This window comes from Rhodomicrobium sp. R_RK_3, from assembly GCF_002198715.1.
Lineage (GTDB): Bacteria > Pseudomonadota > Alphaproteobacteria > Rhizobiales > Rhodomicrobiaceae > R-RK-3.
Window position 1 is genome coordinate 278,662 of sequence record NZ_MWLK01000030.1, and the last position, 12,335, is coordinate 290,996.

The 12,335-nt window shown below is 61.3% G+C and carries 14 protein-coding genes and 1 pseudogene; 6 read left to right on the top strand and 9 right to left on the bottom strand.

Features of this window, described 5'->3' with window-relative positions; all coding sequences use genetic code 11:
- Positions 1-3: 3 nt before the first annotated feature.
- Together BLEFHOIH_RS17485 and BLEFHOIH_RS17490 are read right to left on the bottom strand one after the other, a co-directional pair.
- Complete coding sequence (locus tag BLEFHOIH_RS17485; protein ID WP_170937223.1) at positions 4-1,746, bottom strand: DUF3363 domain-containing protein; 1,743 nt, start codon at positions 1,744-1,746, stop codon at positions 4-6.
- Between the two features lie 289 nt (positions 1,747-2,035).
- Positions 2,036-2,326, bottom strand: coding sequence for a helix-turn-helix transcriptional regulator (locus tag BLEFHOIH_RS17490; protein ID WP_088347303.1), 291 nt, complete (start codon positions 2,324-2,326; stop codon positions 2,036-2,038).
- 131 nt (positions 2,327-2,457) lie between these two features.
- Here BLEFHOIH_RS17490 and BLEFHOIH_RS17495 point away from each other — a divergent pair, with 131 nt between their 5' ends.
- Positions 2,458-2,886, top strand: coding sequence for a hypothetical protein (locus tag BLEFHOIH_RS17495; protein ID WP_088347304.1), 429 nt, complete (start codon positions 2,458-2,460; stop codon positions 2,884-2,886).
- Between the two features lie 68 nt (positions 2,887-2,954).
- On the opposite strand, the gene BLEFHOIH_RS26320 is transcribed toward BLEFHOIH_RS17495, so the two are convergent.
- From BLEFHOIH_RS26320 to BLEFHOIH_RS27625, 3 genes are all read right to left on the bottom strand, one after another.
- Positions 2,955-3,539, bottom strand: a complete 585-nt coding sequence (locus BLEFHOIH_RS26320) for a hypothetical protein (RefSeq protein WP_125461769.1) — start codon at positions 3,537-3,539, stop codon at positions 2,955-2,957.
- A 235-nt stretch (positions 3,540-3,774) separates the two neighbouring features.
- Entirely contained in the window at positions 3,775-4,137 is a 363-nt protein-coding gene (locus tag BLEFHOIH_RS17505; protein ID WP_088347306.1) for a DUF6876 family protein, read from the bottom strand.
- A 1,824-nt stretch (positions 4,138-5,961) separates the two neighbouring features.
- On the bottom strand, positions 5,962-6,129 hold the full coding sequence (locus BLEFHOIH_RS27625) for a hypothetical protein (protein WP_170937224.1): 168 nt from the start codon (positions 6,127-6,129) through the stop codon (positions 5,962-5,964).
- Between the two features lie 241 nt (positions 6,130-6,370).
- Between BLEFHOIH_RS27625 and BLEFHOIH_RS27340 the strand changes: the two are divergent.
- Positions 6,371-6,544, top strand: a pseudogene (locus BLEFHOIH_RS27340) (IS21 family transposase); the annotation flags it as partial.
- 264 nt (positions 6,545-6,808) lie between these two features.
- Here the strand turns inward: BLEFHOIH_RS27340 and BLEFHOIH_RS17525 are convergent.
- Together BLEFHOIH_RS17525 and BLEFHOIH_RS17530 are read right to left on the bottom strand one after the other, a co-directional pair.
- Complete coding sequence (locus BLEFHOIH_RS17525; protein WP_088347308.1) at positions 6,809-7,270, bottom strand: Imm30 family immunity protein; 462 nt, start codon at positions 7,268-7,270, stop codon at positions 6,809-6,811.
- Between the two features lie 441 nt (positions 7,271-7,711).
- Entirely contained in the window at positions 7,712-8,485 is a 774-nt protein-coding gene (locus tag BLEFHOIH_RS17530) for a hypothetical protein (RefSeq protein WP_125461770.1), read from the bottom strand.
- A gap of 152 nt (positions 8,486-8,637) precedes the next feature.
- Between BLEFHOIH_RS17530 and BLEFHOIH_RS17535 the strand changes: the two genes are divergently transcribed.
- Together BLEFHOIH_RS17535 and BLEFHOIH_RS17540 are read left to right on the top strand one after the other, a co-directional pair.
- Positions 8,638-9,102, top strand: coding sequence for a hypothetical protein (locus BLEFHOIH_RS17535; RefSeq protein ID WP_088347310.1), 465 nt, complete (start codon positions 8,638-8,640; stop codon positions 9,100-9,102).
- Positions 9,095-9,586 (top strand): hypothetical protein, encoded by a 492-nt coding sequence (locus BLEFHOIH_RS17540; RefSeq protein ID WP_125461771.1) that lies wholly within the window; start codon positions 9,095-9,097, stop codon positions 9,584-9,586. The genes BLEFHOIH_RS17535 and BLEFHOIH_RS17540 overlap by 8 nt, the downstream gene beginning before the upstream one ends.
- Before the next feature lie 14 nt (positions 9,587-9,600).
- Here the strand turns inward: BLEFHOIH_RS17540 and BLEFHOIH_RS17545 are convergent, their stop codons facing one another.
- Together BLEFHOIH_RS17545 and BLEFHOIH_RS17550 are read right to left on the bottom strand one after the other, a co-directional pair.
- On the bottom strand, positions 9,601-10,377 hold the full coding sequence (locus BLEFHOIH_RS17545) for a hypothetical protein (protein WP_088347312.1): 777 nt from the start codon (positions 10,375-10,377) through the stop codon (positions 9,601-9,603).
- 193 nt (positions 10,378-10,570) lie between these two features.
- The gene (locus tag BLEFHOIH_RS17550; RefSeq protein ID WP_088347313.1) at positions 10,571-10,999 is read right to left on the bottom strand and encodes an SMI1/KNR4 family protein; all 429 of its coding nucleotides are present in this window, start codon (positions 10,997-10,999) and stop codon (positions 10,571-10,573) included.
- Positions 11,000-11,597: 598 nt separating this feature from the next.
- On the opposite strand from BLEFHOIH_RS17550, the gene BLEFHOIH_RS17555 reads away from it, so the two are divergent.
- Complete coding sequence (locus BLEFHOIH_RS17555; RefSeq protein WP_125461772.1) at positions 11,598-11,819, top strand: hypothetical protein; 222 nt, start codon at positions 11,598-11,600, stop codon at positions 11,817-11,819.
- Entirely contained in the window at positions 11,816-12,322 is a 507-nt protein-coding gene (locus tag BLEFHOIH_RS17560; protein ID WP_088347315.1) for a recombinase family protein, read from the top strand. Before BLEFHOIH_RS17555 ends, BLEFHOIH_RS17560 begins: the two co-directional genes overlap by 4 nt.
- The last annotated feature ends 13 nt before the right edge of the window (positions 12,323-12,335 follow it).

Below are 12,335 nucleotides of genomic sequence, written 5' to 3' on the forward strand. Positions count from 1 at the left end.
CCATCATGCACGTCCTGGAAGTCCACGTCCGCGGTCGAGAGACCAGCTCACCCGGCTCGGCGTCGTGATGCCTGTAACCGGACGACCGCGGAATGGCTCCAGCGATGGCCGCCATGGCGCGAGCGTGAATGCATCCACTTGGCGAATGATCGCCAGCCGCCCGGTTGGCGTCGAGACCGATCTCTCGTAAGTACCGGAGATCCGTGCTCCAGGCTCTGGCGGAAGGTAGGCTGCCTTCAGCTCTCGGGCCAGCGCGCCAGCCAGACGCTGGGTTTCGCGTTGGCGCAAGACTGCGATCAGTTGCGGCTTGATCTCAAGCTCGCCTGCCGAGGTTCGGCGAGCGAGCCCTTTGCGGGCCAGCCAGTCGGCGCGGACGGCGAGAGCTTCTTTCAGCTCGGCTGCGAATCCGCGAGGATGATCCTCCAGGGTTTGGCGCTTCAAGAGCGCCTGATCCAGCCAGGTCGGACCGTCATAAGCAGGAAGCTTGTTGAGCTCGACCGTCGATAGGATTTCAAGGCGCGGTGTTCCGCTCGGCTTGCCATTCAGCCGGTTGCCGACGAGCGCCACAATTATGCCTCGCGACGGCACCTCGGAGGGGGTGAGGCGGCCGAGCTCGGCATAGTGGGCGCGGCCATCGAGGGCGTCGATCACCACCCAGCTGCGATCGGTGATTTCATCGACCATGCCCACGCCGGCGACTTTGCCGATGACCGGCGCCTTGCGGGTGCCGCGCTCGAAGACGGCAAGGTCGGCGGCGGCGCGTTCGATGCCCGCTTCGCGCAGCGCGCGCTGCATCATCTTGAAGGTGTCAGCACGCTCACCGAGCGCACGCAGTTTCGGCTCGAGCGCTGGATCGAGACGCCAGACGCCCGGCTGCAGCTCGGAAGCAAGGCCAAGCCGGCCGAGCGTCTGCAGGCGGCCGATCTGCAGGCTCTGCTGCTGCGGATCGGAGGCATGCATGGCTGTGACAGTGAGAATGTCATCCACCGCCCGTCCGACGATCTTGCGGTCAAGACGCGTCAAGCGCTCCTGGTCGACCTCCTTGGTCAATTTCCGCAGGCGCTCAATTTCAGTCTCGGGACCAAGCTCAAGGGTGACCAGTGCCTGGGCCCGCGCACGGATGCCGTAGGCGATATAGTCGCGCGCCATCACCAGCTCCCGGCCGTTTTGATCGCGGCCCCGGATCACGAGATGGGTGTGGGGATGCCCGGTGTTGAAGTGGTCGACCGCAACCCAGTCGAGGCGGGCATCGAGATCATGCTCCATCTGCGCAACCAGATCGCGGATGAACGGCTTCAGATCGGCGATGCGATCGCTATCCTCGGGGGCGATGATGAAGCGGAATTGGTGCGGGTCGTTCTCGGAGCGGCGGAGGAACGCCGCCGCGTCGGCAGGGTCATCGCCAGCCGTGTAGAGCTCTCCGGCCTCGCCGTCGCGTGTGACGCCATCGCGCAGGATGTAGTGGAGATGCGCACGAGCGGTACCGAGATCGCCAGCTTTGATGACCGCATAGCGCGCCTTCACGATGACACGGCGGCCGCTCGGATTAATCAATCCATTTGCGGCGCGCAGCCCAGCGCCGGTGCCACGGCGTATGCTGCCCGGCTTGAGGTGGCCGTAGTGGCGCAAGGCGCGTGCGCCGGTGCGCCCGGCAACGCGAAGCGCTTTGGTACTGTGGCTTTGCAGACGGCCGCGGCCGGCATCGCCAATCCGGCCGAGCTTGAGTTCAAGGTCGTCGTCCGCCATTGGTGCAGCTCCCATCGCCGGTGAATGGGCCGACGTGGCTATAGGCGCCGAGACGTCAAGATGGAGTCGTTATAGGCTTTTGATTCCAGGTGATATTCGGCAACGATCACGCTGCCATGCGATATAGGGAGTCGCGCCAAGTCTTGAATTCTCAAGGACTTTCTCGCTGCGTGGCGCTCTGTCTTTATCTTGATCTCCCGCCAGTCCCATTTGCATTCAAAATCCTCGTCAATCGGTTGCGTTCGGCTATGCTTATTCGGTCCGTGCGTAGTGGCCGGAACTCAACGGCTCAACGTGCTTTTGTGTTTTCGCGGGTTGACGGTTCTTGCTGTTCTGAGGATTTGAGGATGTCATGCAATTCGTCGAGGAGATCGGAGGGGCGGATCTGGAGCGCTTCGGCGATGTCGATGAATTCGATGATGCTCAAACGCCGCTCCCCACCCTCGTATTTGGCGACAAAGGATTGCGGCTTGTCGAGGCGCTTCGCCAGCTCGGCCTGGGTCAGGCCATGGTCAGTGCGCCGCCTGAGAAGCAGCTTGCGCAGCTCGAGCTGTCGCGGCGAGCGCAAGGTGTCGCGCATGGGAGAGGCCAGCCTGGATGTAAAGCGGCCTCAGGAAATAATCCCATTTCCGGATTATCCCATTTTAGGATAATTCGATAAGGGAGCTTAATCCGCGCCACCTGTCTGACCGGCGCGAACGGAGGAAGCGCATGGGCAAGACAATGACGCTGTGCGCCTATATTGAGCGTGCAGAGGGGACGGACGGTTCGGATGGATATGTTGCCGGGCTGAGGAGTGCCGACGGCGGTGAGGTCTGGCTCCAGCTCTTGCTGCCAGCAGACGCTGTCGAGTGCTCGGTCCTGAAAGGCGCGCGTCTCTCGGTCATGCTGTCGCCCTGCGGCAGACTCGTCCTCGACGCCGAGGGGCTGAGCGAAGGAGCCCTTGAGGTCGTCAGTGCGGATGCGCCTTTGCGGGATTTGACTCTGGAGAAGCTGGTGCGCCTGTGCCTGGAGCCCGCGCTCCTGAAGGGTGAAGACGACCTGCCAAGGGACCTTGATGCCCTTTATGATCAGTTGCAGCGGGCCTTGCAGCTTGTCAACGAGACTCGCAGCGGGCTGACCCGGCCAGCGCAATCTTGATCCCGCTGGAAGTGGCGCGAAGCTGAGCCTTGACAATGCTTCGGGCTGCCTTCACAGAAGGACGGGCACTATCGGCGTCGGCAGGCAGGACCTACACCATGGCGTCGCCGGCTCGTCACGGTCCGTCCGCCGAGCCCTTCGCAGCGGAAGCTCTTGTCCTCTGTGTGAATAAGCGCAATCAGCGCTTGCCGAAGAGGGGATAATGACGCGAATGGTGCTCGATAATGTCGAGTAGGCCGCGCGCGAAGGCTTGGTCGTCGGCCACGAGCATTTGGAAAATTCTCGATGCAGATAGTGCTGTCATCAGCCGTGTCGAAAGGCTCGCCGCGCCGCGCCGCGCGTCGTTGAAAGCGTCGAGGTTGGCCGCTCCAAGGCTCGTAGTCGAACCGCTCGCGCCATTTCAGCGCGGCGGGCATCTCATCAATGAAGTGCTCCGGTCCGCTCCTGAAGATCAGCATGCCATAGCCAAGGCTGTCGAGTGCCGCGATCGCTGTGGCATGGTCTTGGCGGCGTGCGAAGAGATTCACGGTGCTGTTGCGCAGGAGCGGCCAGTCGGCACGATTGTGCGTTTCGAGAAAGAACATGGCCTTCACAACTGGGTTGACCAGGAAATGACCCTCTTGGAAGTTTCTTTCACGAAGTTGCTCGGGCAATTTCAGCTCTGACCTGTGGGTCCGGGACCTTTGCCGACGCTGTCGCCCATAGCAAGGGGCAGAGACGATGGTTCACGTCCGCCTCGGCGATGTCGATCGCCTGGTGCCGATCGGCCGTGTCGAACTGCGCGAGACATCGGAAGGCGTTTCGTCGCCGCCTCCACGTTTCACGAAGTCAGGGCAACATGCCGACAAATGAATGCGGGAGGCAAAGCCTCCCGCAAAAAGCGGTCTGTCAATATTCGCTCGGCAGCAGGATGGTGTTGTCGGTGAGGTAGAGTTGGATCCGGTCTAGCGGAAAATCCGTGTATTCGATCTGCTTACGGAACACCGGATTGCCGTTGCCATCCTCGCAGGTGAGAAGGGCGGCGCGGTCCTTGCTGACCTCAAGCGTCCAGAGCTGGAACGGCTCGCCGGCAACCGCTCGGTTTGCCTTCTGGGCGAGGACGATTTCGTCGAGGAGCCAGTAGGCTCCGCCCTGCTCGGCGACGTATTGCGCGCCGTCGGTATAGAGGATGTGGCGGACCAGGCCGTGGCGATACCAGGTTTCGGAGCCGGTGAACTGCCGCAGATCGGCGGGGGTGAGCGTCTTCTCCATAGGGTGGTCCTTTCCCGGGCTGGCGGGCCGCCGGGGTGGCGGCCTCGATGCCGGATCGCCCGAGCCCTGCGGATGAGCGGGCGCGTCAACAGGCCGAAGGCCCGAAGCCGTAATGGAGGGTCCCTTCAGGGAGGCGGCCGTTCGGTGTTGAGGCACACGCGTGCAGGCTCAGAAACGGCATGGGAGAGGCCGCTTCCGGCTGGCCCGCCAGCCTGGGAAAGGTGGCTGAGGGCAAAGACGCCGCCCCTGGCTTAATGCGGGCGGTTTGGCGATGCGGCATTGCAGTATGCCGTCACGCTGCCATGACGGTAGAGCCGCTCCTTCACCGGCGCGAGAACGGCCTTTTTCAGGCGCGCTTTGGATGCAACTCATAGGTCCTGATTGAGATCAGCGGCTCGTGATGGACAACGTTGCCGGGACGCAATGCGATCCATATCGAAAATGTCGAGCTCTTGGCCGCATCGGCGTTCGATCGCTTCCCGCGATCGGGTAGTGTCCCAATTTCAATTCGGCTACCGCCCCGCTAATCTTCTCAGGTCACGTCCCAACAGGGATTGGGACAGAGCCGACCGTGCTTCTTAAATCCGGTCCAACCATTGAGATTGGCAAACCTCTATGCTTCCATCTTCCCTTAAACATGAATGAAGTTGGCGATGCCCAGAGCCGTAATTGTTGGCGGGACCGGACAGATCGGCCTTGCAACGGCCTGTCGTCTGCTTGGTGAAGCCTGGGACGTGACTATTGTAAGCCGCCACGCGACAGCTCTGCCGGACGGCTGTCGCCACACTGAAGCCCTGCGCGCGACGCTGAGACGTTACGCGCCGCGATCGGCTCGGATACCGACCTCCTGCTATCCTCCGTGGCCTTCGACGCGGCTGATGCGGAATGCCTCGCTCGGGCCGGGCGTACCGCGGGCCGTATCGTGGCGATCTCAAGTGCGGGCGTCTATCGTGACGAGGAGGGCAGAACTTTGGGTGAGGCGTCTGCATGCGGCTTTCCGGCATTCCCCGTACCGTTGACCGAGGCAAGCCCGACCGTCGCTCCAGGGCCGAAGACCTATGCGACCCGCAAGATTGCGATGGAGCAGGCGCTTCTGGACGGCGCGTCGTGCCCGGTGACCATCCTGCGGCCCTGCGCCGTACATGGCAGAAAGCAAGAGCGCGCGGGAATGGTGGTTCGTGAAGCGGTTTGCGCGGCGACAAACAGGATGAGAGAGCACCCAGATTGTCGCGCTATAGCGGTTACTGGATGGCAGGTCGGCAATCCCCTTGGCCTACCGTGGTCAAAGCCGCTTTCAGACCACGTCCGTCGCCGCTATCGCCAATGCCGTTCTGCGAGCGCAAGCCGGAGATCTGCCGGCAGTCGCCAACGTTTCTGACGCCGACAGCCCGACCGTTGCCGAAATCGGGCATGCAATCATGGACGTCATGGATGTTCGGGCTGAGCTTATCCGCTTGCCCGATTCCTCGACCTACCCGCCGGAATTGGGTCGAACACCGTGGTCGATTCCCCGGCCCATGGTGTGCTCGGCTGCGGCGGCCGCAGAATCGACTTATGCGCAGTCCGTCAAACCGGCGGTTGTCTGCTTCTCGACGTCGTTCGGAGCGAGAATTGGTGCGAGCGCCTACCGCAACTCGCAGCATATCCCGGAGATCTGTTCGACTACCAAGCCGAAGAGCGCGCGTTGCAGTTGCCGGGGGCAGCATCGCTGGCTGTTTGATGGCGCTGCGGGGTTGCTTCGAGACACAGCGGTCGTCTCGCTGTGGAGCCGCGGCGGCCGCTGTAGCCGCCAACCCCTGAAGGGACAGCTCCATGCGATTTCCGTTACGGTGCTTGACGCTGGAAGAAATGGATCGCGCCGCCACTGTTCACCGCGCCTCGTTCGACGACCAGCATCCCTGGCTCGCAGGTCTCCACACGCCTGAGGAAGACCGTAAGCGCTTTCCCGCCCCCACCTTCCACCGCCTGCTTTTCCGCGCGATGATCGGTCATGAGCCGAGAGCGACTTAACGACAACCGTAAGGTCGACCGTCTGGTCGACCCGAAGCCCTATAGCCCGCGCCGGATCGAGGTGATCACGGGGGCGGACACGCGCCGCCGGTCGAGCGAGGAGACGAAGGCGCGGATCGTGGCGGAGAGCTTTGCCGAGGGCGCGGTGGTTGCGCAGGTGGCGCGCCGACGGGGGCGAGACGCGGGTGAAGGATTTCGTTCGCGGCCTCGGACGACGCCTGCGCCGGAACCGGTGGTGCGTTTCGAGACCGTGCCGGGCCGGCAGATGCAGGCCGACTGGGCGACGGTGGGGCGCGGCGCGGGCAGGCTGTGCGTGTTCGCGACGACGCTGGGCTGGAGCCGTGCGGCTTACGTGGAGTTCTGCTCCGACGAGCGGATCGAGACTTTGGTTCGCTGTGCTGCCGGCTCCTCAGACGAAGGCGTTTTCGCCAACATCGGCGCACCGCTACCCGAAAAACTGCCTCTCCTTCAGAAGGGCGGAGGTGCGATGGATGAGTTCGGTGAAGATCTCACTTTCGAGGTGACGACACACTTTTTCGGCAGGCGGCTTGATGACTTCGAGGGGATACCGTTGCAGATGACCCAGTTCAGAAAACCACCCGCCACAGGGCGCAGCTTTTTCGGAAAACGCCTCGGGCGCGGGTAAGCATGAGAGCACCCGCTAACTGTCAGTCAGCACGGTGCGCAGCTTGATGAGCTTGGGAGCGATCTGGGGAGACTGATCAGCCAGCTCGTTGATGAGATTCAGAACGGCGCGCCTGACATCGGGCGGCGCTGTCTTCAGAAGCCTCGTAAGATGGCTGCAGGCCTTGTCGTTGTTGAACACTCGAGAATAGAGAGTGGCCAACCATTCCGGGGCCTGCTTGACGAGGGTCGGTGACTGAGCCAGCAGATGAGACAGATACACGCTTTGAGCGAAATGCTCGACAGTATGAATGAGCGAGAACATGGCCTCGTCATACATGCATTTGTCATCAAACAGCCCGAAGAGTAACGGAACTGCATCCGGATCGTCCAATGCGATGATCTCGGCAAGTCCCGCGTCGAACTCGCGGACCCAGCCGGGGCTGTTCGATGTGCTAAGCGATCGCAGCCTGGCGACCGTGTCTTCCAAGGTGTTCATTTTTCCGTCGGCTTTACGGTGAGGTGTTGAGGATACTTGGCCTTTCTGTCCGCGGAACTGCCGCCACAAGGTCAATGATCAGCGCCGGTTCATACGTCAACCGACGCAGACCAACCTCCATCTACCAGACCGGGCCTCGTCAGAGGACAATACGACCGCTTCCGTTGTTGCAATGGAGCGTCGCCGATTGGAGGGATCGATCTTCTTCACCATGGGCTCGCCTTCGCAGCGTACGACCTGGCGGGTGCGTTGACCCTCCAGCAACGCGCATTCACAAATGCCAATTGCGCCAGCGTGCCCGGAGATCACACCTGTGAACAGCGTTCTGCCGTTGGCAAGCCGGAAGACCTCCTCGATCTGCATTTCAAACCTCACGGCACCCCTCCTTTCTCGACGCACTGCGACTATTCATCACCGACCACGTCATCGGAAAATCGCAGCTCAGCGAATCAGCACGTCGCTGAACACCAGCTTCGCGCGGACCTCGGCCAGCGAGGCACTGTCGACGCTCCATAGCCGCAGGTCACTGTCATCGAGGCTCTGCAACGTGGAGCCGCGATCCTCCTGAATGAACTCGCGCAGCGACGTCCCACCGCCGACCTTCGCGGCCAGCTGCTGGTCATTGACCAGATAGAACGGATAGACATCGCGCAACTTGCGGACACGGTCGCTCGGCGAGGAGGCGTACCACGCATTCAGCAGCTTGCTCTCCGCAGGCGTCAACTTGCCATCATCCAGCCCCAGCACATGAAACAGGGGCTTTTTCTTGATGGGCTGGCACAGGGCGTAACCGAAGTCCCACTTTTGCAGCGCGACCAGCGATGCCAATATCCGCTTGAATTGCGGACCACCGAAATCGGCGAACCGTTCCTCGATCGACAGCGTCAGCAGCGACTCGCTGATATTCGCGATGTGCGCAAGACCAATGTGGGCGAATGCGTCGTAGCCGGGCTGCTTGCTGCCTTCCGGATTGGCCACTACAGCCAGCGTACGAATTCCGGCAAATCCAGCCTGCGAGAGGCGGATCTGCGCCGCGCCGCTGAACGGCACCAGATCGCCGGTATCCTGCGGACCATCCGCAGCGAAATAAGTTGGCTTGATGCCCAGGTCCTGAAAGGTCGACAACGCCAGGTCAAAGAATTGGCCAAAGCCTTCCGCCCCCGGCGGTGGCACCGAGTAACTAAAAAGCGCAAGAGCCCAAGCGTTCTCCTCCATTTTCCTCAGATCCCCTATACTTGCGGCAGGCCACAGAGTATCCAATGATCTGCCATGCGCGCAAAGGACGAAACGCCTTCGTTCCCGTACGAATCGCGTTGGCAGAAGGGACGTTCGAAGGCGGTGCCAGCGCCGCGCTGTAGGAAACTGCAATGATAGTCGACTATGGCGACCTGGAGCCGTCGGGCGATCACCTGACGCTCACCTATCAAGGGGCGGATTTTACAGGCACCGCCGTCGAGAAAGATCAGCACGGCAACGTGATCTCGGAAGTGGCATTTCGCGACGGCAAGAAATACGGCCTATGCCGCGAGTGGTTTCCGGGTGGCCACGCTCGCGCCCAGGAAACCTACGCGTTCGGTGTACTCCATGGCGAGTCACGCGAGTGGCACGAGAACGGCGCACTCAGGGCGCAAGGCGTCTATGAGCTTGGCATTTGCCTGCACAAGCATGAGTGCTCAGACGACGGGAGCGTAATCAACGAGATGACGCTGACCGAAGACCATCCGCAGTACCGGACCCTGCAGTTGCTGCGCGCCAGCAGCCTGGGACAGCGCGCACCGCGCCTGGAATCGACATCAACTATCTACCTTGCGCCACGCACAAGCCATGACTGAACTATCGATAAAGGCATTCGACGCATTGGCAAGAGCGACTTTCGCAGCCGCTCTCGAACCGCATGGATTCACCGCAGCGGGATCCCGCCGGTGTACGCTACATCGAAAGATTTCCAACAATGTCTACCATTTCGTGGTGGCCGACAGATCTCTCAGACTGTTGCAGTACACCGTCCATATCTTTCCGCACTCGCCGCTGCTCGACGCCGACTTCCACTCTAAGTTTCCCGACAATCTGGGATTCACAACCGATGTAGACGGATATCTTTCGGAGAAAGGAGTCGGCATGCGCCAGCGGTGGTATTGGTGCAAGAACGGCGAGAGCTTCGAAAGGAACTTTCAGACAATCGTTCGTCCGGCCCTGCTGGAACACGCGATTCCGTTCCTCGACAGCCTGCCGGATCTCGCATCCTTTGCGCGTGTCGTTCGTCGCGGGTACTTTGCGGAGCGATTGAAGGAACTTGGGTGGAACATCCGCGAATAAGTGGGAATTGCGGGTTACAGCAGCTTCGCAGTGGCCTGCCCGCCGGCGGGCCCCTGCTTCTTGAGATAGAGGTGCGCTTGGCTGACAACTTCCACGGGCGAGCGCGTCTTGCCCGCGAGGTTCCAGTGCGCGATTTTCAACCAGGACAGCGCTGTCGTGTACTGGCCTGTGCCAATCCAATCGTTCAGGGATTTCCCGAGCAGTTTTTCGGCGTGCTTCGACGCATCAGCGCGGTTGCCCGCCTGCAGATCCGCAGCGATCGCAAACCCCGCCGCGCGAGGCGTGCGTGAGCCCTCTTTCAATTTTTTGCCGGCCTGGGCTTCATATCGGTCCTCGAACTGCAAAGCTGCGTCATACTGCTGCGCATGCAGCCCGAGCGCCGCTGCGATATCAACGCTGAGGTCCAGCAGTGGAGGATTGCGCTCGATCTGGTCAATATGTGCGCGGAACGCTTCGTCGAAGAGCTGTGGCATGTCCTCGCCGGTGAGCAGCCAACGCGACATGGCGTAGTCCGACCTGATGCCGCCGGGGCCACCGGCAAATGTGCCCTCCTCACCTTGGGCTATCGATCGTTCCAGCCATTCGCGCGCCGCCCAAGCTTGTTCGAGCGCCGGCTGATCCATGCCGACCAGCAGGCCGCGCACCGCAACGATGAGTTTGGTGTGCGCGCCAGAGCACAGATTGCGGTTCCTGGCGAAATCCTCGGCGTTGTCCCGTTGGTACATTGCGAAGCCAGTGACCGACTCGAGCCGGTCGCGCTCTGCGACAGGATCGTAGCTTCGCGATTTCATGCGTCCATCCGCGTTGCCAGCTGGCCCCATGAAAATCCTCCCCCAGTTTTCCGGGGTGAATCATAATTCACAGCCTGCGGCAAATGAACAGGCGCGCAGGCTCGCGCGTTCAATAAATATCGGGCGACGACGCGCGGAAACAGTCTACATTGTGCCCGACTGTGACAGCGGCGCCGATGACGCGGCGGCTGCGCTAATTCTTCAGCGCGGCCAGCTCGGCACGGTTGTAATCGACCATGGCCAGAAAGTAGTCGCTGAAACTGCCAAAGCGCTGCACTTCCGTCCCGGCGAACCAGATGACGGGCGCTTGCGAGGAAGAACCAGTTCTGTCGAATGCGAACACGTCCATGTCCATATCCGTGGCAGCAACAGGCAAGAGCGCCGTCCTTCCGACGCCCGAAGTCTTCAGCACGCTATCATCCAGATAGCTGACTATGCGCAGTGCGTTGTTCATTGCTGCGTTGCCGAGCAGTTCCTCGGTTCCGAAAAGCTGCACGCTTTGATAAAAGGCCGGCCAACCGTTGGCGTGGCGCAAGAATTGCGCGTAGTCCTCATCCAGCTTGTGATCCAGACAGGATTCTGCGGCCGAGATTTGGGCCTCCGTAGCCGCGACGCGCGGCAGATGGTAAGGTCAAAGCTTGCCGGTATCCGCCTTGGCCAGCTCGCTCTTGACGAACGCCATGACAGCGATTTCCTTTTTCCAGTCCATCGGAGCCTCGACCCTGAAGAATGAGTTCGCCAGTCCCTAATGAGCAATAGTTGAGCTGCCCCGGTTCCCTGGACACTGAGTTAAGCTAATCGCATCCGTTCCTCGTAGGCAATCGGGCTCAAGTAGTCGAGTGTCGGCGGCGTGGATTATACAACGAGGTTTGAGAACACCCACAAGACCGTTCTTCGCCAGGTTTTCTATCCGCATCATCCGTGGTCGGGCCAACAGGTCGGCGTGCACGCGACGATCGACAAGCCTGATGGCGTTGTTTTCCGCTGCGCGCTGGATGGGTCGGAAGCGGATCGATGGCTGGAGATCCCAGCCTGGATGTTCGATCGGGCCGGATGTCCTCACGCGGCTTCGATGACGGCGGAACCTTTTGTCAGCTTGGACGCACTCGCAGCCCTGTCTGGGCTTCTCGATCTGACGTTGAAGGATCGGACACCATCATCGAATGCCCAGCTTTCAGGCGCATGCAGAACCTCTCATGACCAGAATCGGGGAGAGGCTCATGTCACACAAGACGGCGATGTCGAGGGGAGAAGGCCGGCAGCCGCAACTGCCGCAGATGGATCTGTTCAAGAACGGTTTGCCCGGCAGCTTTGCCGGCGCACCGAGATGGCCCGAGTTGCCGGCGAAAGCGCGGGCGACGCTGACCAGCCTCATGGCGCGGTTGATCCTCGATCACGCCGAAAAGACCGCGACGCCACCCCGCAAGGGAGATCAGCTATGATCACTGACAAGGTCCGATCTCATCATCTGGAGCGCAAAGCGCTCCTCTACGTGCGGCAGTCTTCACCGCATCAGGTGCTGCACAACCGTGAGAGCAGCACGCTGCAATATGCTATGCGGGATCGGCTGGCGGCACTTGGATGGTCCGAGATCGAGGTCATCGACGAGGATCTCGGCCGCTCCGCTGCCGGCGGCGTGCAGCGTGCCGGCTTCGAGCGCATGGTGGCGCAGGTCTGCCTCGGCAAGGTCGGCGCGGTCTGTGCCCGCGAGGTCTCGCGCTTCGCCCGCAACAGCCGGGGCTGGCAGCAATTGATCGAGATGTGCCGCGTGGTCGACGATCAGGAAACGGTTTACGCGCCCCGGCACGGCAACGACCGCCTGCTGCTTGGACTGAAGGGGAACCTCGGCCTCGCGCAGCATCCCAATAATCTGCTCCGTCACAAACCGCTTCCGTGCCATTCCTCGTTCCCCATCTTCGGGTTGGAAATAGCCGGTTTCTCTTAATCAATTTGGTATC

Bases quoted from the DNA above. Each gene is read 5' to 3' on its own strand.
- BLEFHOIH_RS17485 (WP_170937223.1), bottom strand. From the start codon at position 1,746: ATGGCGGACGACGACCTTGAACTCAAGCTCGGCCGGATTGGCGATGCC.
- BLEFHOIH_RS17490 (WP_088347303.1), bottom strand. From the start codon at position 2,326: ATGCGCGACACCTTGCGCTCGCCGCGACAGCTCGAGCTGCGCAAGCTG.
- BLEFHOIH_RS17495 (WP_088347304.1), top strand. From the start codon at position 2,458: ATGGGCAAGACAATGACGCTGTGCGCCTATATTGAGCGTGCAGAGGGG.
- BLEFHOIH_RS17505 (WP_088347306.1), bottom strand. From the start codon at position 4,137: ATGGAGAAGACGCTCACCCCCGCCGATCTGCGGCAGTTCACCGGCTCC.
- BLEFHOIH_RS27625 (WP_170937224.1), bottom strand. From the start codon at position 6,129: ATGACCGATCATCGCGCGGAAAAGCAGGCGGTGGAAGGTGGGGGCGGG.
- BLEFHOIH_RS17525 (WP_088347308.1), bottom strand. From the start codon at position 7,270: ATGAACACCTTGGAAGACACGGTCGCCAGGCTGCGATCGCTTAGCACA.
- BLEFHOIH_RS17530 (WP_125461770.1), bottom strand. From the start codon at position 8,485: ATGGAGGAGAACGCTTGGGCTCTTGCGCTTTTTAGTTACTCGGTGCCA.
- BLEFHOIH_RS17535 (WP_088347310.1), top strand. From the start codon at position 8,638: ATGATAGTCGACTATGGCGACCTGGAGCCGTCGGGCGATCACCTGACG.
- BLEFHOIH_RS17540 (WP_125461771.1), top strand. From the start codon at position 9,095: ATGACTGAACTATCGATAAAGGCATTCGACGCATTGGCAAGAGCGACT.
- BLEFHOIH_RS17545 (WP_088347312.1), bottom strand. From the start codon at position 10,377: ATGAAATCGCGAAGCTACGATCCTGTCGCAGAGCGCGACCGGCTCGAG.
- BLEFHOIH_RS17555 (WP_125461772.1), top strand. From the start codon at position 11,598: ATGTCACACAAGACGGCGATGTCGAGGGGAGAAGGCCGGCAGCCGCAA.
- BLEFHOIH_RS17560 (WP_088347315.1), top strand. From the start codon at position 11,816: ATGATCACTGACAAGGTCCGATCTCATCATCTGGAGCGCAAAGCGCTC.